A 19,602-nucleotide genomic window follows, 5' to 3' on the forward strand; every position below is an offset into this window, starting at 1 on the left:
GTAAGGCTCGCACCCCGGCTGGCTAGCAACGGACCCTTTTTCACGCATGATCGGCTTGATCCTGGTAACCCATGGCCGCCTCGCGGACCAGTTTGTCGAGGCGATGGAGCACGTTGTCGGCCCGCAGGACGGGATCGTGACGGTCTGCATCGGCCCCAATGACGACATGGAGCAGCGCCGCGCCGATATCGCCGGCGCGATCGAAGCGGTGGACAGCGGCGGCGGGGTGATCATCCTTACCGACCTGTTCGGCGGCACCCCTTCCAACCTCGCGATCTCGCTGCTCGATGCCGGGCGGATCGAGGTGATTGCGGGCATCAACCTGCCGATGCTGATCCGGCTGGCGGGTGCACGCAAGGCGATGGACGTGACGGCCGCCGTCCACGCGGCGCAGGCCGCCGGTCGCAACTACATCACCATCGCCAGCGAGCTGCTGGGGCAGGACCCCGCGCCGGTGCGGGCCAAGGCATAGGGGGACGCCGCCGTGGGGGAGGCAAGCCGGAGCGTCGTAATCGTCAACCGCCGCGGGCTGCACGCCCGTGCCAGCGCGAAATTCGTGGGCGCCGTGGCCGCCCTGCCCGAAGGCGTGAAAGTCACCGTGTCCAAGCCGCCGCACAGCGCTGCGGGCGGATCGATTCTCGGCCTGATGATGCTGGGCGCGGCCAAGGGCGACACAGTCGAGGTCAGGGTCGAGGGCGATGAGGCCGATGCAGTGCTCGCCGAACTGGTGGCGATGATCGAAAACGGCTTCGGCGAGGATTGATACCACAAGGCCGTTCGCCTCGAGCGCAGTCGAGAGGCCGGTGCAAGGTGTCTCGACTACGCTCGACACGAACGGCATAGGCTTACCCCATGCGCAAGCACATCACCGGCTTTTCCAACCCGACCGTCAAATACCTGCGGTCCCTGCGTGACAAGAAGCATCGCAAGCGGGCGGGCGCGTTTCTGGTCGAGGGGCTGCGCCTGATCGAGGATGCCCGCGCCAGCGGCCGCCTGCCGCAGACGCTGGTGTTGGCCGAGGGGCGCGAACATCCGCTGCTCGAACGGCTTGAGGCGGAGGTGATCGCAGCGGGCGGAGAGGTGATTGCCACCACGCCCGATATCCTCTCCAAGATCACCGGTAAGGACAACGCCCAGAGCGTCGCCGGCGTGTTCGACGAATGGGACACAACGCTTGCCCGTCTCGATCGCACCGCCGCGCCGATCTGGCTGGCGGCGCAGGCGCTGCGCGATCCGGGCAATCTCGGCACCATGCTGCGCACCTGCGATGCGGTGGGTGCAGGCGGCCTCATCCTGATCGACGACTGCGCCGATCCCTTCAGCGCCGAGGCCGTGCGCGCGAGCATGGGCGCGGTGTTCACCGTGGGCCTTGCGCAGGCGCGGTGGGAGGAATTCCTGCCGTGGCTGCGCGGTGGTGAAGGCCAGCTGGTGGCGGCGTCCTTGCGCGATGCAGTGCCCTATCGCGGCGCGGCCTATCAAGCGCCGTGCTTCATTCTTGTGGGCAACGAATCGCAGGGCCTGCCGGAAGACTACGAGATGGCCTGCGACCTCAGGGTGACGATGCCGATGAAGGGCCGCGCGGATTCGCTCAATGCGGCGGTGGCGGGCGCGGTGCTGGCTTACGAGGTGCTCGCCAGCCTTTAGAGCGCTTTCCGACCAATCCGGGTCACCCTGATCGTGTCAGGAAGTCCGCTGGACAGGAGTGGCGCGCAGCAGGGGCTGGTTGCCCCTGCAAGTGCCGCGACGAAGCCAGCGGACTTCCTGACACGACCGCGCAGGGGCGGGCCGGTTTTGGCCCAGTGCTGTGTCATTCGTCGGTCACTATGCCGCAGCATGGCTCCCTCCTCATTCCTTGCTCTGGGCCAAAACCGGCTCCGTCAGGATGACCCGGATTGGTCGGAAAGCGCTCCAGGCAGGGTGACAAAAGTTACACCCTGTCACCTTCGCCTAAACTCAAAATATCCTTAGATTTCATTGCGTTGAATCCCGAACCGCCAGGCGGACGGACAGGGTAATGGCGCGTGTTTTCGCGCATTGGCCGTACGCGGGTCGACAATGGGAAAGAGCAGGCCCCGCAAGGATGGCGCGGCCGGCGGCAGTAGGAAAGCCGCCGCGCCGCTGCCAGCCTGATGCGTGCTACTCCGCCGCGTCCTTGCGCCCTTCGAGCGCCGGGTATTCCACCTCGACCGCATCGCCATCGGCGGCATTGTAGCGCGGCGCGCTTTCCACCAGCGGCACTTCCTCAATGGCCTGCTTGCCGATCTCGACGCCCTTTTCCGCCAGCCTGCGGCCCGATGTCAGCACGTTGCGTTCGAAGCTGCCGACGAACTTGTTGTAATTGTTGACTGCCGACTCCAGCCCTCCGCCGACGCGCTTGAGGTGTTCTGCCGCCACCCGCAACCGGTCATAGAGCTCGGCGCCCATCCGTCCGATCTCCTGCGCCTCTTTCGCCAGCCCGTCCTGCCGCCACACCTGCGCCACGGTGCGGGCGATGGCGACGAGGTTGGTCGGTGTCGCCAGCAGCACGCGCTTGTCGAAGGCGAAGTTCCACAGATCGGGATCATGTTCGAGCGCGGCGGCGACGAAATGTTCGCCGGGGACGAACATCACCACATAATCGGGCGCTTCCTCGAACTGCGACTGGTAGCTCTTGGTGCCCAGCGTCTGCACGTGATTGCGCATCGAGCGCACGTGATCGGCGAGTGCCCGTTCGCGGGCCTCGTCCGAATCCGCCTCGAAGGCTTCCTGATAGGCGTTCAATGACACCTTGGAATCGATCACCAGCACCTTGCCGCCGGGAATCCGCACGATCGCATCGGGCCGCAGCCGCCCGTCCTCGGTCGCGACGGAATGCTCCATGACGAAATCGGTATGCTGCGCCAGCCCGCATTGTTCGAGCAGGTTCTGGAGCGCCTTTTCCCCCCAGCGCCCGCGTGCCTTGGGCTGATTGGTGAGCGAATTGCCGAGCCGCTGCGCCTCGCGCCGGACCTGTTCCTGCCCTTCGCGCATCGACTGGATCAGGCCCGCCAGTTGCCCGAACGCATCGGTGCGCTTGGCTTCCAGATCGGCGACCTGCCTTTCGTAACTCGCCAGCTTTTCGCCCACGGGAGAAAGCAGCGCCTTCAGCTTCTCCTCGCTCGCCTTCTCGGAATGGCCGAGCCGTTCCTCGGCACGTTTGAGGAAGGCTTCCTGCGCACGGCCCAGCACCGCCGCGCCGGTGTTTTCGAATTCCTTGAGGAGGTTCGATCGCGATTCTTCCAGCAGCCGCTTCTGTTCATCGAAGGCGGCACGTTCGGCGCGGAAACGGGCGTTTTCCTCGCGCAGCGCGTCGATCTGCTGGACCAGCCCGTCAGCCCGCGCGGCGCGCTCACCCAGCGCGGCCACCTCGATCCGCGCTTCGCCAAGTTCGGCAACGGCGCGCTTGAAATCCGCCTCACGCTCCCCCGCCGCCGCCTCGGCAGCAGCAAGGCGGGCGCGCAGATCCGCAAGCGGACGCGAGGCCAGAAACCAGCCGAGCAAAGCGCCGGCAACGAGAGCAATGATCGAGAGAATCGCGGGGTCCATCGCGTATTCCTACAAGGAACGAATGGAGAACGCTAGGCTTGCGATGTGATTTCCAACAAGAAAGCCTTGCCCCGGATCAAGTCCGGGGTGACGGTGGTGAGTATGGCATAATCACGGCGCACAGCGCCGCAAGGGCGACCGCCCGCCCGCAGGGACCCGTAGCGAAGCGGAGGAACAGCCCCGAGGACAAACCCGCGGAGGCGGGTTTGCAAAACAAGCTACGCTGCCCGCCTGATCTTCTCCAGCTTCTTCAGCACCATCGCCCGCTTCAGCCGCGAGAGGTGATCGATGAACAGGATGCCTTCGAGGTGGTCCATCTCGTGCTGGAGGCAGGTTGCCATCAGGCCGTCGAGCGCTTCCTCGTGGGTGTTGCCGTCAAGGTCCTGATACCGCACGCGGCAGGTCGCCGGGCGATCCACGTCGGCGTAGATTTCGGGGACCGAGAGGCAGCCTTCCTGATAGGTCGAAAGCTCGGCGGCCGGATCGAGGATCACGGGATTGATGAACACCCGCGGTTCCTTCTTGGTGGCGGGATGCGTGTGCTTGTGGCCGTTGTGGTTGCATTCCACGGGCTCGGCATCCGGGTCTTCGGGTTGCAGGTCGATCACCAGCACCCGCTTGGGCACGCCGACCTGGATCGCGGCGAGGCCGATGCCGGGGGCGTCGTACATCGTCTCGAACATGTCTTCGACGAGCGTGTTGAGCTCGGGGCCGAACTCGTGGGGTTCGACCGGGGTCGAGACGATCTTGAGCCGGGGGTCCGGCACTTCGAGGATTTCGCGGATAGCCATGCGGGGTATTTAGGCGAGGCGCGCGATTTATTCAACGCGTGCATGCCCACCCCGCTGCGACTAGGCGGCAAAGCCGCCAAGTCTCGCTCCCCTCCCGCTTGCGGAAGGGGTTGGGGGTGGGAAAGTCACCCCACCGGTCTGCGCGCCCGCAAGGCCTGCGCCAGCGTGCCCTCGTCAAGGTAATCGAGCTCCCCGCCGACCGGCAACCCGTGGGCGAGCTGGGTGACGCGGACGGGATGGGCCTCCAGCCGCTCGGCGAGGTAGTGCGCGGTGGTCTGGCCCTCCAGCGTCGCGTTCATGGCGAGCACCACCTCGTCCACCCCGCCCCCTTCGACGCGGGCAAGCAGGCTGGCGATGTTGAGGTTTTCGGGACCGATGCCGTCGAGGGCCGAGAGCCTGCCGCCGAGCACATGGTAGCGACCCGGGAAGAGCCGCGCGCGGTCCAGCGCCCAGACGTCGGAGACCTCCTCCACCACGCACAAGGACCGCGCATCGCGGCGCGGGTCGGCGCATATGCCGCAGGGGTCGCGGGTGTCGACATTGCCGCAAGATGCGCATTCGACCAGCGTCTCGGCGACGCCCGCCAGCGCCTCCAGCAGCGCGGGCAGCGCGCTCTCGCGGTGCTTGACCAGCCACAGCACCGCCCGCCGCGCCGAACGCGGGCCCAAGCCCGGCAGACGGGCAAGCGCGGAGCTGAGGGCTTCGATCTCTTGCGATGCCATGGGGGGAGAGATAGGGGCTGCGCTTCGCTTCACAAAGGCTTCGGGCACAGCTTATGCGCATCATCTTCATGGGGACGCCCGAATTTGCGGTTCCGGCGCTGCAGGCGCTGCAAGGGGCGGGGCATGACATCGCCTGCGTCTATACCCAGCCGCCGCGACCGGCGGGCCGGGGGAAGAAGCTTAGCCCCTCGCCGGTGCAGATCGAGGCCGAGCGGCTGGGGGTGCCGGTGCGCTGTCCGGTGTCGCTGCGCGGTGCCGAGGCGCAGGCCGAGTTTGCCGCGTTGCAGGCGGACGTGGCGGTGGTGGCGGCCTATGGCCTGATCCTGCCGCAGCCGGTGCTCGATGCGCCAAAGCACGGCTGCCTCAACATCCACGCCAGCCTGCTGCCGCGCTGGCGCGGGGCAGCGCCGATCCACCGGGCGGTGATGGCAGGCGATGCCGAGACGGGCGTCACCATCATGCAGATGGAAGCCGGGCTCGACACGGGTGCGATGCTGCACAAGGTGACCGTGCCGGTGGGGCGCAAGACCACGGGCGAATTGTTCGGAGAACTTGGCGCGCTCGGCGCGGCGGCGATGGTCGAGGTGCTGGCCGATCTCCCCGCCTTCCCGCCGGAAGTGCAGGATGAGGAGCAAGCGATCTACGCCCCCAAGATCGACAAGGCGGAAAGCAAGATTGATTGGACTGCTGACGCCAAGGTGATCGAACGCCTTGTGCGCGGCCTCGCGCCGTTTCCGGGAGCGTGGTTTGAGCTCGACGGGGAGCGGGTGAAGCTGCTGCTTGCCGAGGTGGCAGACGCCTGCGGCGCGCCCGGAACGGTGCTCGATGATGACTTCACCATCGCCTGCGGGTCGGGCGCGATCCGGCCGCTCAGGCTCCAGCGGGCGGGCAAGCCGGTGCTCGAACGCGCCGAGTTCCTCCGCGGGCGTCCGGTTGCGGCAGGGACGGTGCTCCAATGATCGTCATTGCGAGGCGCAGCCGAAGCAATCCATGGACGACTCTTTCCTCGCGCGGCGACGGCAGGCCATGGATTGCTTCGTTGCCTCCGGCTCCTCGCAATGACGAGGCTTGAGCCATGACCCGCTTCGCGCTCACCCTGGAATTCGACGGCACGCCGTTCTTCGGGCTGCAACGCCAGTCCCACGGGCCGAGCGTGCAGCAGTCCATCGAGGACGCGCTCCAGCGGATCACCGGCGAGAGCGTCGTCATGCACTCGGCGGGCCGCACCGATGCGGGCGTGCATGCGCTGGCGATGCGCAGCCACGTGGACATCGAAAAGCCCTTCGATCCGTTCCGCCTGATGGCCGCGATCAATGCGCAAGTGCGCCCCGATCCTGTGGCCGTGACCCATTGCGAGGTGGTGCCGGGCGATTGGCACGCACGCTTTTCCTGCACCGGCAGGCGCTATCTCTACCGCATCGCCAATCGCCGCGCGCCGCTGACCCTGTCGCGCAGCCGCGCATGGCACGTGCCTCAGCCGCTCGACTCAGAGGCGATGCACCGCGCCGCGCAGGCGCTGGTGGGGCGGCATGACTTCACGACGTTTCGCAGCGTCCATTGTCAGGCCGCCGATCCGGTGAAGTCACTCGATCGGCTGGACGTGGAGCGGGTCGGCGAGGAGATCCACATCCACGCCGCCGCACGAAGCTTTCTGCACCATCAGGTGCGCTCGATGGTCGGCTGCCTCAAGCTGGTCGGCGCGGGCACGTGGCCCGAACACCGCATGGCCGAGGCGCTGGCGGCGCGGGATCGGGGTGCGCTGGGGCTCAACGCCCCGCCGCACGGGCTCTATTTCGTCGAGGCGACCTATTCCTGATTCGTGCCCACCCCCTGCCCCTCCCGCAAGCGGGAGGGGAGTTTCAGCGCCAACCAGTCCCCCTCCCGCCTGCGGGAGGGGCAGGGGGTGGGCCCTCGCCAACGGTTGCCTAGTCCAACCAGAAACCCTAGGCCCGCCAGCAACCAAGGGAGACGTTCAATGACCACCGGAAAGCAGCTTTTCACCACCCTTACCGCCGACGGCAAGCTGACGCTGGAGGTCGCCGAGAGCACCTTCCCCGCCCCCACCGGCAATCAGGTGCTGGTCAGGATGGAAGCCGCGCCGATCAACCCCAGCGATCTCGCGATCCTCACCAGCGCCGCCGATTTCGAGACCGCCGAATACACCCCCGGCAAGGTCGTCGCGACCATGCCCGAGCCGTTTCTGTCGGGCCAGAAGGGCCGCCACGGCCAGCGTCTGCCTGCGGGTAACGAAGGCGCGGGCACGGTGATCGCGGCCGGCGAAAGCGACATGGCGCAGGCGCTGATCGGCCAGCGCGTCGCCTGCGTGCCGGGCAATGCCTTCTCGCAATACGCCATTGCCGACGCGATGATGTGCCTGCCGCTGGGCGAGCATTCGTCCGAGGTCGGGGCCTCCAGCTTCGTCAACCCGATGACTGCGCTGGGCTTTGTCGAGACCGCGAAGATGGAAGGCCACTCGGCAATCATCCACCTCGCCGCCGCTTCGAACCTTGGCCAGATGCTCAACCGCATCTGCATCGAAGACGGGATGAAGCTGGTCAACATCGTGCGCAAGGACGAGCATGTGGCGCTGCTGAAGTCGCAGGGCGCGCAATATGTCGTGAACTCCTCGGCCCCCACCTACATGGCCGATCTGCGCGCCGCGATTGCCGAAACCGGCGCCTATCTCGGCTTCGATCCGATCGGCGGCGGGCAGGCCTCGGACAGCGTGCTGAAGGCGATGGAACAGGTCGCAGCATCCCAGATGGGCGAGTTCTCGCGCTATGGTTCGAACCAGCAGAAGAAGATGTATATCTATGGCCGGCTCGATCTTCAGAACCCCACCATCCTGACCGCGTCCTATGGCCTCCAGTGGTGCGTGGCGGGCTGGCTGCTGACTCCCTTCCTCCAGCGTGCCGGCATGGAAACCGTGGTGCGGATGCGCACGCGGGTGCAACAGAACCTCACCACCACCTTCGCCAGCCACTACAAGGCCAAGGTGACGCTGGAAGGGATGCTGGAGAAGGACGCGATTCTTGACTACCGCCAGATGAAGACCGGCGAGAAATACCTCGTCACCCCCTGGGGGTAATGGCCTTGCCCTCCCCGTCCTCGCTTGCCGCTTTGGCAGCGAGGATGGGGAGCACGATGTCCGCCAGTTCCTGCGCCAGCCGGTCGCGCCCGGCGGGATTGAGGTGGCAGCCATCGTAACGCAGTTCGGGGCCGTAGGCGCTGATATCAGGGGCGATGTGGAACCGTGCGCCCTCGCGCTGGCCGAAATCGACCAGCGCCTGCTCGATCGCCTTGCCGGTGCCCGCCCGGCCCTGGCAGGCGGTGCTGAGCGGGATGATCCAGTCCGGCCTCGCTCCGCCGGGAATGGCGCCTTCGACCCTAGCGATCACGGCCTTCTGGTCAGCCACGTAGGTGGCCGGGTCCATGCCGATTGCAGCATCGGTCGTCCCCTGAATCCAGATCGCGATATCGGGCCCCAGCCCCAGTGCCTCGGCCTCTGCGATGGTCGTGGTGAGGCGCGGCAGATAGCCCGAACGCTCGTCGAGGAAATCGGCAATCTGCGATCCGCCCACCGCACCGTTGATGAACACCACCGGGCGTCCGGTGGCGCGTTCCAGCAGATCGCCCAGCTTGGGCCACACCGCCATCGCGTGGGTGGTTGCGCCCAGCACCGGGCTTTCGAGCGCAAAGCACTTCCTTGCAAAGACCTGCGCATTGCGCGGGTTGCCGATGACGTCCTTGATCGGGCCATGGGCATTGCCCGCGAATGACTGGCCGCCGGTGACGATCACGATCGGATCGCTCGCCGGATCGGGGCAGGCGACGCGGGCGTGGGTGGTCTCGTCGACGTAGAAATTGGTGACCCAGAACTTCGGCAGGCCCAGCGCCACGCGCACCTCGCGCCGGAAATCGTCGGAAAGATAACCTGCCAGCACCACGCCTCCTGCGGCGAGAGCTGCGGCGCAGGCGGCAAGGATCAGGCGGCGGCGCAGCACGTTCCCTGTCACCTTGCGTCGAACGCCGCCTGCACGCTGGCCGCATCGGTTATCCCGTTCGCGATCAGCACCATCAGCAGCATCCTCGCCTTGGCCGGGCCGAGCGCGCGGGCGGCGATGAAGCCGTGGGCGTCGTCGTCCACCTCGACATTGCGATCAACCAGCCCTTCATCGACGCGGGTCGATCGCACCACCGGCACACCACTGGCAGCGGCGCGGGCGAGCGCTTCCAGCACCACCTGCGGCGCATTGCCCTGCCCCATGCCGGCCAGCACGATGCCCTTGCAGCCGATGCCGAGCAGCGCTTCGACCGGCTGATCGTCCATCCCTGCGCCAGCCGTCAGGATCGCGACGCGGGGCAGGCTGGCAGGCCATGGGTAGCGCGCGACCTCGCCCGCCCGGTGCGGCGGGCCGAACCAGTCGAGGCTGGCAGGCGTGACACGGGCGAGCGGCCCGCGGGGAAAGCTCTTGAAGGCGTCGATCTGCGCGGTCGCGGCCTTGCGGGCATCGCGCACCGCCAGCACCGCATCGCCCATCACCAGCATCACGCCCCGGCCCGCCGCTGCCGGATCGCAGGCGACCTTCACCGCATTGGCGAAATTGCGCATCCCGTCCGCGCCCACGGCATCGGCCGGCCGCATCGCGCCGACCAGCACCACCGGCTTGGCGGGGGCGAGGGTAAGGTCGAGCAGGAAGCCCGTCTCCTCCGCCGTGTCGGTGCCGTGGGTGATGATCACGCCGTTGATCGCCGGATCGGCCAGAGCGCGGGTGCAGGCCGCATGGAGTGCCTGCCATTGCGGCCAGCCGATATCCTGCGATCCGATGCGGGCGACCTCCTCCGGCACCAGCTGCGCTGCCAGCCCCAGCGCATCGAGCTGGCCCAGCAACCGGTCAAGCGCCAGCCCGCCGGGCTGATAGGCTGCCCCGGTCGCACTCGCAGCAGCGCCCGCAATCGTGCCGCCGGTGCCAAGAACAAGGATACGCGGTGTCGTCATGCCCGCTGCCCTACCCACCCTCGGCCACCAGCGCCACAGGGCAATTGCATTTGCGCGGCAAGACGCTAGAGAGCCGCGATGCCGTGGGGCGGTTAGCTCAGTTGGTAGAGCATCTCGTTTACACCGAGAGGGTCAGCGGTTCGAGCCCGTTACCGCCCACCACGGCCATCATCCCCCCAACTCGCGCAGCAGCCGGTACCAGTGATCGAGCCCGGCGTAGAACGCCTCGACCGACAGGCGTTCGTTGAGGCCGTGGGCATACATGTCCTCCGGCCGGCTGGCCGCGCCCGAAATCGCCACCGTGGCATAGCCGCGTGCGCGGTAGTGCATCCCATCGGTGCCGCCCGATTCCATGTAAGGCTGGATCGGCAGGCCGGGATAGCGCGCGTCGATGGTCTTGCGCAGCGCGGCCATGACCTCCGCCGGCACAGCGGATTCGGGGCTTTCGGTGACATCGGTCATCAGCCGGAACTGCACGGCATCATTGCCGATCGCCTGCTTCAGCGCAGCCTCGGTCGCGGCTGCCCCTTCGCCGGGGAAGATGCGGCAATTGACGGTTGCCGTGGCCGATTGCGGCAGGGCATTTTCGGCATGGCCCGCCTTCAGCATGGTGGCAACGCAGGTGGTGCCGAGCGTGCCCACGGTTTCGGGATTGGCACGCAGCACCGCAATCGCCGCCGCGTCTGACGGATCGGCGGCAAAGGCGCGCATGGCCGCGCCTTCCTCGCCCGGCGTGATCTGGCCGAGCGCGCCGAGGAACGAGCGCGTCAGCGGCGTCGCCCGCACGGGAAAGCGATAGGCGGCAATCTTCTGCAAGGCGTCCGACAATTCGTAGATCGCATTGTCGGCCCGCGGGCGCGAGGAATGGCCGCCGGGGTTGGTCACTGTCAGTTCAAAGGTCGCGAAGGTCTTTTCCGCAGCCTGCACCGCCATCGCCAGCGGGGTGTTATCCGGCGCCAGCGTGATCCCGCCCGCATCGGAATTGAGCACATAGGCCGGATCGATCGCCTTCGCGACATAGTCTGCCTGCGCGCGGGTGGAGATCATGCCGGTCTCCTCGTCGCCCGAAAACACCAGATAAAGGTCGCGGCGCGGGCTCCAGCCTTCCCGCTTCAGGCGGATGAAGGTCTGGACGAGGTTCATGATGCCGTACTTGTTGTCGGTCGTGCCGCGCCCGAAGAAGTACCCGTCCTTTTCGGTCAGGGTGAAGGGCGGCAGCACCCAGTCTTCCGCCAGTGCATCGACCACATCCATATGGCCGAGCAGCACGATCGGCTTGCGCCCGTCAGGCGAGGCGGCGGCAAAGCGCACGATCAGGCCCTGCACCGGCTCGCCTTCGCTGTTGTAATCGCTCACCATGATGTCGGCATCGGCAAAGCCCGCCTGCTTCAACCGGCTGGCGAGATAGGCGACCATTTCGGGCGTCTTCGCCTGACCGCGCGCAGTGCGGATGGCGATGATATCGCGGTAGATATCCAGCGCGAGCTGCTGGTCGGCGGTTTGCGGCGCCCGCTCTGCCGCACTTGCGCTGGCAGCCGGAGCCAGCATCGCCGCCGCCAGCGCCATGGCTACGCCCGTCAGCATCCGCCTGCCGCGCACCGAATATCGTGACATCATTTCCGCCCCGCCTTGTTGCTGTTACCGTTCCTTGCCCGCATGTAATCAGGCACGCGGGGCCTGCCATAGCGGGCATTCTGGCACAAATCTGCCCAAGCGTAAGGGAGAACAGGGGATGGATCTGCAACTCGGCGGCAAAACCGCGCTGGTGCTGGGGGCGAGCAAGGGTCTGGGCCGCGCCATTGCCGAAAGCCTCGGCGCGGAAGGCGCGGGAGTGATCACGGTTGCCCGTTCTGCCGAAGGGCCGCGGGGCCTTGCCCACATCGCCGCCGATCTCGACGATCCGGCCGCGCCGCAAGCGATCATCGATGGGGTGCGCGCCGTGGGCAGGCCGGTCGATATCCTCGTGCTCAACAGCGGCGGCCCGCCCACCGGCGCGGCGGCCAGCACCACGCCCGGCCAGTTCGGCAGCGTGATGGACCGGATGTTCAACGCCCAGCTTGCCCTGGCACAAGCGTTTCTGCCCGACATGCGTGCCCGCGGCTTCGGGCGGATCCTTGCCATTGCCTCGACCAGCCTTGTCACCCCGATCCCCGGTCTGGTGCTGTCCAACGCGGTGCGGGCGATGCTGGCGTCGTGGTGCAAGACACTCGCCGCAGAGGTCGCCGCCGATGGCGTGACGGTGAACCTGCTGCTGCCCGGCCAGATCGAGACCGACCGGCTGAACAGCCTCCACGCCGCCATGGCCCAAGGCAGCGGGATGAGCGCCGAACAGCTGCGCGCCCGCTCGGTCGCGGCGATCCCGGCGGGCCGCCTCGGCAGGCCGGAGGAATTCGGCGACCTTGCCGCCTTCCTCGCCTCCCCGCGCGCCGCCTTCATCACCGGCTGCGCGATCAGGGTCGATGGCGGGCAGACCGCGACGCTGTGAGCCAAGGGCACGCGATGACAGGCCATCGGCCGCTTTCGATCGGCATCATCGGCTGCGGCCCGGCGGGGCTGGCAGCCGCGCTGCTGTTGGCACGGCAGGGGCACGAGGTTGCGATCTTCGACCAGTTCGCCGCCCCTGGCCCGGTCGGATCGGGGCTGATAATCCAGCCGAGCGGTCTTGCCGTGCTCGCCGCACTGGGCCTTGCCGGGGAGATCATGCGGCGCGGGGCGCGGATCGATGCGCTTGAGGGGATCGAGGAACATGGCCGCGTGGTGCTCGATGCGCCCTATGCCGCGCTGGGGCTGGCGGGGGCGCACGGCATCGGCATCCACCGCGCCAGCCTGTTCGATGTGCTGCTGGAAGCCGCTGAGGCGCAGGAGGGCGTCACCATCCATGCAGGCCATGCCGTAACCGGCAGCACCGTGGATAGCGCAGGCCGCCGCCTGACCTTTGCGCAAGCCGACGCAAGCACGCCCTTCGATCTGGTGGTCGATGCCAGCGGGTGGCGCACGCAGTTCGATCCCGCACCCAAGGGCATCCTCCCCTTCGGCGCGCTGTGGGCGAGCCTGCCCTTGCGGCCCGGCGATCCCTTTGCGGGCAATCTGCTCGAACAGCGCTACCGCCGCGCCGCGCAGATGGCAGGCGTGTTGCCGATCGGCACGCGGCCCGGCATGGCCGCGCCCGAAGTCGCCTTTTTCTGGTCGCTGAAGGCGGATGATTATCCCGGCTGGGCCGACACCCCGCTGGACGAATGGAAGGCCGAAGTGCTGCGCCTGTGGCCCGCGCTCGAAGGGCTGCTGGCACGGATCACCGACCGCGAACAGCTGACCTTCGCCCGCTATGCCCACCGCACCCTGCCCCGCCCTGTGGCGACACGGATGATCGCCATCGGCGATGCATGGCATTCGGCCAGCCCGCAGCTTGGGCAAGGCGCCAACATGGCGCTGCTGGACGCATGGAGCCTCGCCCGCGGTCTGGCCGAGGGGCGCACGCTGGAGGAAAAGCTGCGCCTCGCGGCCAGCTGGCGACGCGATCATGTGTGGCTGTATCAATGGGTGACCAAGCTGTTCACCCCGCTCTACCAGTCGGAATCGCGGGTCTTGCCTGCGGTGCGCGACCGTGTGCTCGCCCCGCTGTCACGCCGCTGGCCTGCCGCAGGGATTCAGGCGCAATTGATGAGCGGGCTGTTCGGTTTCCCCCTCGCCCCGCTGGGTCTGGCCCCGCCCGATTACGAGGCCTTGAGCGCGTCTCTGACCAGTGCGGCGGCCTCTGGCGTGTCCCATTCATAACCGCCCGCCACCCGCAGCACTTCCCTGCCCTGTGCATCGAACAGGATCGTCAGCGGCAGCACGCCTTCCGGGGTGAACTGGGCCGAAAGCTGGGCATCGGGATCGAGCCACGGCTCCAGCCGCGCAAAGCCCTTCTGTGCAAAGAACGGTTCCACCAGCTCGGCTCCGCGCAGGTCCTGGCTGATAGTGATCACCCGCACCTCGCCATCAAGCTCTGCGGCAAGGCGATCAAGCTGCGGCATTTCGACCACGCAAGGCGCACACCAGGTCGCCCACAGGTTGATCAGCACCGGGCCATCAAGGGTTTCGAGATCGAGCACTGTGCCAGCCGGGTCGCGGAACTGCATCGCAGGCAACGGCGTTCCGGCAAACTTGCGTTCGACCACGCCTGCCGCCGCCTTCGCACTTTCGCCCGCTTGCGCCGGTTGCGCTGGCGCTTCGGCGGCCCTATCGCATCCCGCCAGCAGCAGGAGCGGTGCAAACAGAATGAGCGGTGAACGGGACATGGCAGGCTCCGGGGATCAGGCGACCAACGCGATGTGGGGCGGGCGCTTCGCCGACGGCCCTAGCGCGATCATGCGCGAAATCAACGCCTCGATCCCGTTCGACAAGGCGCTGTGGCGGCAGGACATCGCGGCCAGCAAGGCCCATGTCGCCATGCTCGGCGCGCAGGGGATCATCGCTGCTGACGATGCTCTGGTGATCGCGGGCGGCCTCGATGCGGTGGCTGCCGAATACGAAGCCAGCGGCGTGCCCGAAAACTGGGATCTCGAAGACATCCACATGACCACCGAGGCGCGGCTCGCCGAGCTGGTCGGGCCGGTCGCCGGACGCCTCCACACCGCACGCAGCCGCAATGATCAGGTGGCGACCGATTTCCGCCTGTGGGTGCGCGATGCCTTTGGCCAGATGGACGAAGGGCTGGCCGCCCTGCAACGCGCCCTCGTCACCCGTGCGGGCGAGCACGCCGACAGCATCATGCCCGGCTTCACCCACCTGCAAACCGCGCAGCCGGTCACCCTCGGCCACCACCTGATGGCCTATTACGAGATGTTCCGGCGCGACCGCGCCCGGATTGCCGACGCACGGGCGCGGATGAACGAATGCCCGCTCGGCTCGGCGGCGTTGGCGGGGACCGGCTTTCCCATCGACCGTGACGCGACAGCAGCCGCGCTCGGCTTCGACCGGCCGACGGCCAATTCGCTGGATGCCGTGTCCGACCGCGACTTCGCGCTCGATTTCCTGTGGTGCTGCTGCGCCACCGCGCTGCACCTTTCGCGCCTTGCAGAAGAACTGATCCTGTGGGCCAGCCAGCCCTTCGGCTTCATCCGCCTGCCCGACAGCCTCTCGACCGGCTCCTCGATCATGCCGCAGAAGAAGAACCCCGATGCGGCCGAACTGGTGCGCGGCCATAGCGGGCGCGTGATCGGCAGCCTCACCAGCCTGATGATTACCATGAAAGGCCTGCCGCTCGCCTATTCCAAGGACATGCAGGACGACAAGCCGCCGGTGTTCGAAGCCGCTTCGCTCATGGGCCTCGGCATCGCGGCGATGACGGGCATGATCGCGGGCGCGAGTTTCAACACCGCCCGGATGCGCGCCGCCGCCGAACTGGGCTATGCCACCGCGACCGACCTTGCCGACTGGCTGGTGCGCGCCCGCGGTATCCCGTTCCGCGAGGCGCACCATATCACCGGCAGCGCAGTGAAACTCGCCGAAAGCCGCGGCATCGCGCTCGACCAGCTGTCGCTCGCCGATCTTCAGGCGATCGATGCGCGGATCGATGATAGTGTGTTTGCCGCGCTGTCGGTCGATGCCTCGGTCGCGGCGCGGGCCTCTTATGGCGGAACCGCGCCCGATCAGGTCCGTTTGCAGGTTGCCCGCGCACGCCGGACGCTGGGGATGGAGGAATGATGCGCAACGCGATTGCTATCGGGCTTGCCGCCCTGCTCGCCGCCCTCGTCGCCGGATGCGGCACAGATGCACCGCTGACCCCACCCAAGGGCGCCAGCCTGCCGACCGCCCCCTATGGCGCGCAGACCCAGCCCACGGCCAACGAATTGCTGCGCCGCGATGCCCTTGCCGCCCCTGAACGCAGCGTCGAACTGCGCCGCCGCTCGGAAGAACGGCAGGATGATCCCTTCGATCTGCCCCCCGAATAAGAAGCGACCCTGATGGACCATTTTGCTCTCAGAAACGGCGTGATGCACGCCGAGGATGTGCCCCTGCCGGTGATCGCCGAAGCGGTCGGCACCCCCGTCTATGTCTATTCCCGCGCCACGCTGGAACGCCACGCCCGCGTGTTCCGCGAGGCATTGGCCGATGTACCGGACAAGCTGATCGCCTTTGCGGTGAAATCGAACCCCAACCTTGCCGTGCTCAAGGTGCTGCAAGGCCAGGGCATGGGGGCTGACGTGGTCTCTGTGGGCGAGATGCGCCGCGCGCTGGCGGCAGGGATCGCGCCGGAGATGATCGTGTTCTCGGGCGTGGGCAAGACCGCCGCCGAGATGGTCGCCGCGCTCGAAGCGGGGATCGGGCAATTCAATATCGAGAGCGAGGAAGAAGGCATCGAGCTGGCGGAAATCGCCGCGGGCATGGGCCTGACCGCGCAGTGCACCTTGCGCATCAACCCCGATGTCGATGCCGGAACGCATGACAAGATCTCGACCGGCAAGGCCGATAACAAGTTCGGCGTGCCGATCAGCGAGGCGGGGCAGATCTTCGGCAAGCTGGCGGGCCTGCCGGGCATAACCTTGCGCGGTGTGGCCGTGCATATCGGCAGCCAGTTGGCAGACCTTGCGCCGCTGGAGGCCGCCTTCAAGAAGCTCGGCGCGCTGGTGGCGGCGCTGCGCGGTGCGGGGCACATGATCACCCATGTCGATCTCGGCGGCGGGCTGGGCGTGCCCTACCGCGTGGGCGAGGTGCTGCCTGCCCCTGCCGAATATGGCGCGATGGTGGCCCGCGTGACGAAGGACTGGGGCGTGAAGCTGATCTTCGAGCCCGGCCGCGTGATCGCGGGCAATGCCGGGGTGCTGCTGACCCGCGTGGTGCGGGTGAAGCGCGGGATCAACGATCCTTTCGTGATCGTCGATGCGGCGATGAACGATCTGGCGCGCCCGGCGCTTTACGGCGCCTACCACCACTTCGAGGCGGTCGAACCCAAGGGCGGACAGATGACCGCCAACATCGTCGGCCCGATCTGCGAGACCGGCGATACCTTCGCCATGGGCCGCGAGTGCGACGCGTTGGAGGCGGGTGATCTCGCGGTGTTCCGCACCGCCGGCGCTTACGGTGCGACCATGGCCTCGTCCTACAATTCGCGCGGGTTTGTCGCCGAAGTGCTGGTCGATGGCGACCGCTTCGCCGTGGTCGCCGACCGGATCGAGGCGGGCGCGATCATGGATGCCGAGCGGGTGCCGGAATGGCTCGCCTGAGGGGCTGATGAGCACCATCGCCAGCCTCCCGCTGTTCCACCAGATTGCCGGGCAGGATGTGCTTGTGCTGGGGGACGGGCCAGCGGCGGAGCCCAAGCGGCGTCTGGTGGAGCGTGCCGGGGGCGTGGTGGTGGACGATCTCGCCCGCGCCATCGACGAAGGCGTGCGGCTGGCCTTCATCGCCTATGACGATGCAAAGGCCTGCGAGGTTGCGGCGATCAATGCGCGCTGTGCGGGGATGCTCGTCAACGTCGTTGACCGGCCCGAATTGTGCGATTTTACAACACCTTCGATCCTTGACCGCGATCCGTTGCTGATCGCGATCGGCACCGGTGGGGCATCGGCCGGGCTTGCCAAGCATGTGCGCTTGCGGCTGGAGCGGGTGCTGCCCGCGACGCTCGGCCTCCTGGCGCGGGCGCTGGAGGCAGCGCGCCCTGCCCTGCGCCAGCGGTTCCCCGACGGGGCGGAGCGGCGGCGGGCGGTGGATGCGGCACTGCGCGAGGGCGGACCGCTTGATCCGCTTGATCCCGAAGCATTTCAGCAGGTTGAGGCGTGGCTTGCAGGTTCGCAGACGGCGCGATCCGGCGCGGTATTCGATATCACCCTGACCAGCGCCGATCCCGAGGATCTGACCTTGCGGCAAGCGCGCCTGCTGGGCGAGGCTGACAGGCTGCTGCTTGATGGGGCAGTGCCGCAATCCATTCTGGCCCGCGCCAGAGCCGATGCGGCACGGCTGCCATGGGGTGCACGGTCAGAGGGTCTGGACGGGGTCAAGCAGGGGTCTGGCGAGGGCAAGGAGGGGGCTGGCCCCGCCAACCCTGCACCGAATGAGGAGCAGGCGGAACCGCCTGCCGGATTGACCCTCATCCTGCGCTGGCGGCCCCTGTCAGAGGCCTGAATTCAGGCCGCCAGTTCCAGCGGGGTGCGCAGGCTGGCGAAGTAACCCGCCATTGCTGCAACCGCCGTCTCGCTCAGGGCGATGAATGCGCGGCGCCGGTCTGCCGGATCGGGAACGCGGATGAAGATCCCGCTTTCCACCATTTGCGAAAGCCAGCGCAGCGCGGTGGTCGCCGGAACGCCTGCCGCGATGCACAGCGATGATACCGAAACCTGCGCCCCTTCGCCGTGGGCTGCCGCAAGATCGAGCAGCATGTCCCACGCCGGATCGCCGAACAGTTCGGGATCGAAGAAGCGGCTGCGCGCCTGGCGGTTGGCGATGATCTGGCGCACGATGCGCGGATCGGGCAGCACCGGTTGTGCCCTGGTGTGGCCGAACCCGCCCACTGCCTCGGGCCCGCGGAATTCGCGCTTCAATTCTCCCAGCGCCGCGCCCTCGGCGCTGCGGGCCTTTGTCATCCGGTCGAGCGAGTGGGCAATCGCTTCCACCTGTTGCGAAAGGCGCAACAGCGCAAGGCGATCTTCCTCGCCCATTTCCCTGAGGCGCGCCGCCCCCGCTTCGCCCATCACGCGGCCCACCGCGATCACCCGTTCGGCACGGCTGGGCGAGACGAGGATCTGCGGGTTCGACTGGTCAAGCACCGCGAACACATCGTCCAGCCCCGCAAGATTGGTCGCGACGATCAGCTTCGCCCCCGAGCGCGCCACCCGCATATCGAGCCGCGCCAGCCCCGCCAGCATCATGCCATCCAGCCCGCGACTGCCGGTCACCGGACAATCGACCACCACCACATCGCCCAGCAGCGCGATCGGCCCTTCGAGCAGCGCGGCCAGTGTGCCGCCGTCGATCGTGCGGAACCCCGCCCCGCCCAGGTCATCGGAAACCTGCCCGCGCAAGCCCGCATCCGCCCGGAAAATCGCCACCCGCGCGGGCAGGCCGGCGCCATCCTGCGGGATGTCATAGGAAAAATCGGCGACGGAAGCGGCGTTGGTCAGCATCGAATCGACTCCAACAAGGTTGGAACGATTATGGAACAAAACCGGATCAGGTCAAGTAAATCTGCGTATTGGGTGCAGACCATCCGCCCCGCCTCCCCTGTAGCGGGACACGAGCTTCTGGAGTCTTTGACAAGAGAAACTGGAGCACTCGCCTGAGCGCCCCAGCCTCCAAGTAGCCCGCTGCGCCTGACTTAGCTGCGCGGCTCTACATCGGTGTAGGCAGCCAAGATCGCCGACCCGTGGATCAGAACCGCAACCCCATCGCCAGTCGTGCCGGTCAGCAGATCCTCATCGATCTCATGGACGAAGGCGCTGGTGAGCACGATGGTCCCTGCTGCGGTCACTACATGGGCGGTGTTACCTTCGCCCGTCGCTATCTCGATCTCACGGATCAGTTGCTTGAACTGTGCTGCCATATCGAC

Annotated in this window: 21 protein-coding genes and 1 tRNA gene; 13 read left to right on the forward strand and 9 right to left on the reverse strand. The window is 67.3% G+C overall.

The window, feature by feature from the left end; genetic code table 11:
* The first annotated feature begins 46 nt into the window (after positions 1–46).
* From ACU0AG_RS00220 to ACU0AG_RS00230, 3 genes are all read left to right on the forward strand, one after another.
* A complete protein-coding gene (locus ACU0AG_RS00220) occupies positions 47–472 on the forward strand; it encodes a PTS sugar transporter subunit IIA (protein WP_482780241.1) in 426 nt (141 codons plus the stop codon).
* A gap of 12 nt (positions 473–484) precedes the next feature.
* Positions 485–763 (forward strand): HPr family phosphocarrier protein, encoded by a 279-nt coding sequence (locus ACU0AG_RS00225; RefSeq protein WP_482780242.1) that lies wholly within the window; start codon positions 485–487, stop codon positions 761–763.
* An 89-nt stretch (positions 764–852) separates the two neighbouring features.
* A complete protein-coding gene (locus tag ACU0AG_RS00230) occupies positions 853–1,644 on the forward strand; it encodes a TrmH family RNA methyltransferase (RefSeq protein ID WP_482780243.1) in 792 nt (263 codons plus the stop codon).
* A gap of 492 nt (positions 1,645–2,136) precedes the next feature.
* Here the strand turns inward: ACU0AG_RS00230 and ACU0AG_RS00235 are convergent, their stop codons facing one another.
* From ACU0AG_RS00235 to recR, 3 genes are all read right to left on the reverse strand, one after another.
* Complete coding sequence (locus ACU0AG_RS00235) at positions 2,137–3,564, reverse strand: DNA recombination protein RmuC (protein ID WP_482780244.1); 1,428 nt, start codon at positions 3,562–3,564, stop codon at positions 2,137–2,139.
* A gap of 218 nt (positions 3,565–3,782) precedes the next feature.
* The gene (locus tag ACU0AG_RS00240; protein WP_482780245.1) at positions 3,783–4,355 is read right to left on the reverse strand and encodes a peptide deformylase; all 573 of its coding nucleotides are present in this window, start codon (positions 4,353–4,355) and stop codon (positions 3,783–3,785) included.
* 125 nt (positions 4,356–4,480) lie between these two features.
* Positions 4,481–5,077 (reverse strand): recombination mediator RecR, encoded by a 597-nt coding sequence (recR, locus tag ACU0AG_RS00245; RefSeq protein ID WP_482780246.1) that lies wholly within the window; start codon positions 5,075–5,077, stop codon positions 4,481–4,483.
* Positions 5,078–5,130: 53 nt separating this feature from the next.
* Here recR and fmt point away from each other — a divergent pair, with 53 nt between their 5' ends.
* From fmt to ACU0AG_RS00260, 3 genes are all read left to right on the forward strand, one after another.
* Entirely contained in the window at positions 5,131–6,036 is a 906-nt protein-coding gene (fmt, locus tag ACU0AG_RS00250; RefSeq protein ID WP_482780247.1) for a methionyl-tRNA formyltransferase, read from the forward strand.
* A gap of 116 nt (positions 6,037–6,152) precedes the next feature.
* Complete coding sequence (gene truA / locus ACU0AG_RS00255; protein ID WP_482780248.1) at positions 6,153–6,893, forward strand: tRNA pseudouridine(38-40) synthase TruA; 741 nt, start codon at positions 6,153–6,155, stop codon at positions 6,891–6,893.
* A 159-nt stretch (positions 6,894–7,052) separates the two neighbouring features.
* A complete protein-coding gene (locus ACU0AG_RS00260) occupies positions 7,053–8,165 on the forward strand; it encodes a zinc-binding dehydrogenase (protein ID WP_482780249.1) in 1,113 nt (370 codons plus the stop codon).
* Here the strand turns inward: ACU0AG_RS00260 and ACU0AG_RS00265 are convergent.
* A complete protein-coding gene (locus tag ACU0AG_RS00265) occupies positions 8,149–9,081 on the reverse strand; it encodes an SGNH/GDSL hydrolase family protein (protein WP_482780250.1) in 933 nt (310 codons plus the stop codon). The two genes, ACU0AG_RS00260 and ACU0AG_RS00265, sit on opposite strands and share 17 nt — an antisense overlap.
* A gap of 8 nt (positions 9,082–9,089) precedes the next feature.
* The gene (locus ACU0AG_RS00270) at positions 9,090–10,076 is read right to left on the reverse strand and encodes an asparaginase (protein WP_482780251.1); all 987 of its coding nucleotides are present in this window, start codon (positions 10,074–10,076) and stop codon (positions 9,090–9,092) included.
* 86 nt (positions 10,077–10,162) lie between these two features.
* On the opposite strand from ACU0AG_RS00270, the gene ACU0AG_RS00275 reads away from it, so the two are divergent.
* Positions 10,163–10,238: transfer RNA gene (locus tag ACU0AG_RS00275), tRNA-Val, on the forward strand.
* A gap of 6 nt (positions 10,239–10,244) precedes the next feature.
* On the opposite strand, the gene ACU0AG_RS00280 is transcribed toward ACU0AG_RS00275, so the two are convergent.
* Positions 10,245–11,693 carry a M20/M25/M40 family metallo-hydrolase gene (locus ACU0AG_RS00280; RefSeq protein ID WP_482780252.1) on the reverse strand — a complete coding sequence of 483 codons (1,449 nt, stop codon included), beginning with the start codon at positions 11,691–11,693 and terminating at the stop codon, positions 10,245–10,247.
* Positions 11,694–11,808: 115 nt separating this feature from the next.
* On the opposite strand from ACU0AG_RS00280, the gene ACU0AG_RS00285 reads away from it, so the two are divergent.
* Together ACU0AG_RS00285 and ACU0AG_RS00290 are read left to right on the forward strand one after the other, a co-directional pair.
* On the forward strand, positions 11,809–12,561 hold the full coding sequence (locus ACU0AG_RS00285) for an SDR family oxidoreductase (protein ID WP_482780253.1): 753 nt from the start codon (positions 11,809–11,811) through the stop codon (positions 12,559–12,561).
* Positions 12,562–12,575: 14 nt separating this feature from the next.
* Positions 12,576–13,850, forward strand: a complete 1,275-nt coding sequence (locus ACU0AG_RS00290; protein ID WP_482780254.1) for an FAD-dependent oxidoreductase — start codon at positions 12,576–12,578, stop codon at positions 13,848–13,850.
* On the opposite strand, the gene ACU0AG_RS00295 is transcribed toward ACU0AG_RS00290, so the two are convergent.
* The gene (locus tag ACU0AG_RS00295; protein ID WP_482780255.1) at positions 13,790–14,356 is read right to left on the reverse strand and encodes a TlpA family protein disulfide reductase; all 567 of its coding nucleotides are present in this window, start codon (positions 14,354–14,356) and stop codon (positions 13,790–13,792) included. The genes ACU0AG_RS00290 and ACU0AG_RS00295 overlap by 61 nt on opposite strands.
* 31 nt (positions 14,357–14,387) lie before the next feature.
* On the opposite strand from ACU0AG_RS00295, the gene argH reads away from it, so the two are divergent.
* Genes argH through ACU0AG_RS00315 form a run of 4 tightly spaced genes read left to right on the forward strand, consistent with a single transcriptional unit; the run spans position 14,388 to position 18,182 of the window.
* Positions 14,388–15,764, forward strand: coding sequence for an argininosuccinate lyase (argH, locus tag ACU0AG_RS00300; RefSeq protein WP_482780777.1), 1,377 nt, complete (start codon positions 14,388–14,390; stop codon positions 15,762–15,764).
* Positions 15,761–16,012, forward strand: a complete 252-nt coding sequence (locus ACU0AG_RS00305) for a hypothetical protein (protein WP_482780256.1) — start codon at positions 15,761–15,763, stop codon at positions 16,010–16,012. Before argH ends, ACU0AG_RS00305 begins: the two co-directional genes overlap by 4 nt.
* Before the next feature lie 12 nt (positions 16,013–16,024).
* The gene (lysA, locus tag ACU0AG_RS00310) at positions 16,025–17,284 is read left to right on the forward strand and encodes a diaminopimelate decarboxylase (protein WP_482780257.1); all 1,260 of its coding nucleotides are present in this window, start codon (positions 16,025–16,027) and stop codon (positions 17,282–17,284) included.
* A gap of 7 nt (positions 17,285–17,291) precedes the next feature.
* Positions 17,292–18,182, forward strand: coding sequence for a precorrin-2 dehydrogenase/sirohydrochlorin ferrochelatase family protein (locus ACU0AG_RS00315; protein ID WP_482780258.1), 891 nt, complete (start codon positions 17,292–17,294; stop codon positions 18,180–18,182).
* 2 nt (positions 18,183–18,184) lie between these two features.
* Here the strand turns inward: ACU0AG_RS00315 and ACU0AG_RS00320 are convergent, their stop codons facing one another.
* Together ACU0AG_RS00320 and ACU0AG_RS00325 are read right to left on the reverse strand one after the other, a co-directional pair.
* Positions 18,185–19,180, reverse strand: a complete 996-nt coding sequence (locus ACU0AG_RS00320) for a MarR family transcriptional regulator (RefSeq protein WP_482780259.1) — start codon at positions 19,178–19,180, stop codon at positions 18,185–18,187.
* 191 nt (positions 19,181–19,371) lie between these two features.
* The gene (locus ACU0AG_RS00325) at positions 19,372–19,596 is read right to left on the reverse strand and encodes a hypothetical protein (protein WP_482780260.1); all 225 of its coding nucleotides are present in this window, start codon (positions 19,594–19,596) and stop codon (positions 19,372–19,374) included.
* Between the last annotated feature and the right edge of the window lie 6 nt (positions 19,597–19,602).

This window comes from Erythrobacter sp. RANMB8 (assembly GCF_056848235.1).

Excerpts from the sequence above, each read along its gene's own strand:
- lysA (WP_482780257.1), top strand. The coding sequence starts at position 16,025 with ATGGACCATTTTGCTCTCAGAAACGGCGTGATGCACGCCGAGGATGTG.
- ACU0AG_RS00315 (WP_482780258.1), top strand. The coding sequence starts at position 17,292 with ATGAGCACCATCGCCAGCCTCCCGCTGTTCCACCAGATTGCCGGGCAG.
- ACU0AG_RS00320 (WP_482780259.1), bottom strand. The coding sequence starts at position 19,180 with ATGCTGACCAACGCCGCTTCCGTCGCCGATTTTTCCTATGACATCCCG.
- ACU0AG_RS00280 (WP_482780252.1), bottom strand. The coding sequence starts at position 11,693 with ATGATGTCACGATATTCGGTGCGCGGCAGGCGGATGCTGACGGGCGTA.
- ACU0AG_RS00240 (WP_482780245.1), bottom strand. The coding sequence starts at position 4,355 with ATGGCTATCCGCGAAATCCTCGAAGTGCCGGACCCCCGGCTCAAGATC.
- ACU0AG_RS00235 (WP_482780244.1), bottom strand. The coding sequence starts at position 3,564 with ATGGACCCCGCGATTCTCTCGATCATTGCTCTCGTTGCCGGCGCTTTG.
- ACU0AG_RS00325 (WP_482780260.1), bottom strand. The coding sequence starts at position 19,596 with ATGGCAGCACAGTTCAAGCAACTGATCCGTGAGATCGAGATAGCGACG.
- ACU0AG_RS00295 (WP_482780255.1), bottom strand. The coding sequence starts at position 14,356 with ATGTCCCGTTCACCGCTCATTCTGTTTGCACCGCTCCTGCTGCTGGCG.
- ACU0AG_RS00230 (WP_482780243.1), top strand. The coding sequence starts at position 853 with ATGCGCAAGCACATCACCGGCTTTTCCAACCCGACCGTCAAATACCTG.
- ACU0AG_RS00220 (WP_482780241.1), top strand. The coding sequence starts at position 47 with ATGATCGGCTTGATCCTGGTAACCCATGGCCGCCTCGCGGACCAGTTT.
- ACU0AG_RS00260 (WP_482780249.1), top strand. The coding sequence starts at position 7,053 with ATGACCACCGGAAAGCAGCTTTTCACCACCCTTACCGCCGACGGCAAG.
- ACU0AG_RS00305 (WP_482780256.1), top strand. The coding sequence starts at position 15,761 with ATGATGCGCAACGCGATTGCTATCGGGCTTGCCGCCCTGCTCGCCGCC.
- recR (WP_482780246.1), bottom strand. The coding sequence starts at position 5,077 with ATGGCATCGCAAGAGATCGAAGCCCTCAGCTCCGCGCTTGCCCGTCTG.
- argH (WP_482780777.1), top strand. The coding sequence starts at position 14,388 with ATGTGGGGCGGGCGCTTCGCCGACGGCCCTAGCGCGATCATGCGCGAA.
- fmt (WP_482780247.1), top strand. The coding sequence starts at position 5,131 with ATGCGCATCATCTTCATGGGGACGCCCGAATTTGCGGTTCCGGCGCTG.
- ACU0AG_RS00285 (WP_482780253.1), top strand. The coding sequence starts at position 11,809 with ATGGATCTGCAACTCGGCGGCAAAACCGCGCTGGTGCTGGGGGCGAGC.
- ACU0AG_RS00290 (WP_482780254.1), top strand. The coding sequence starts at position 12,576 with ATGACAGGCCATCGGCCGCTTTCGATCGGCATCATCGGCTGCGGCCCG.
- truA (WP_482780248.1), top strand. The coding sequence starts at position 6,153 with ATGACCCGCTTCGCGCTCACCCTGGAATTCGACGGCACGCCGTTCTTC.
- ACU0AG_RS00270 (WP_482780251.1), bottom strand. The coding sequence starts at position 10,076 with ATGACGACACCGCGTATCCTTGTTCTTGGCACCGGCGGCACGATTGCG.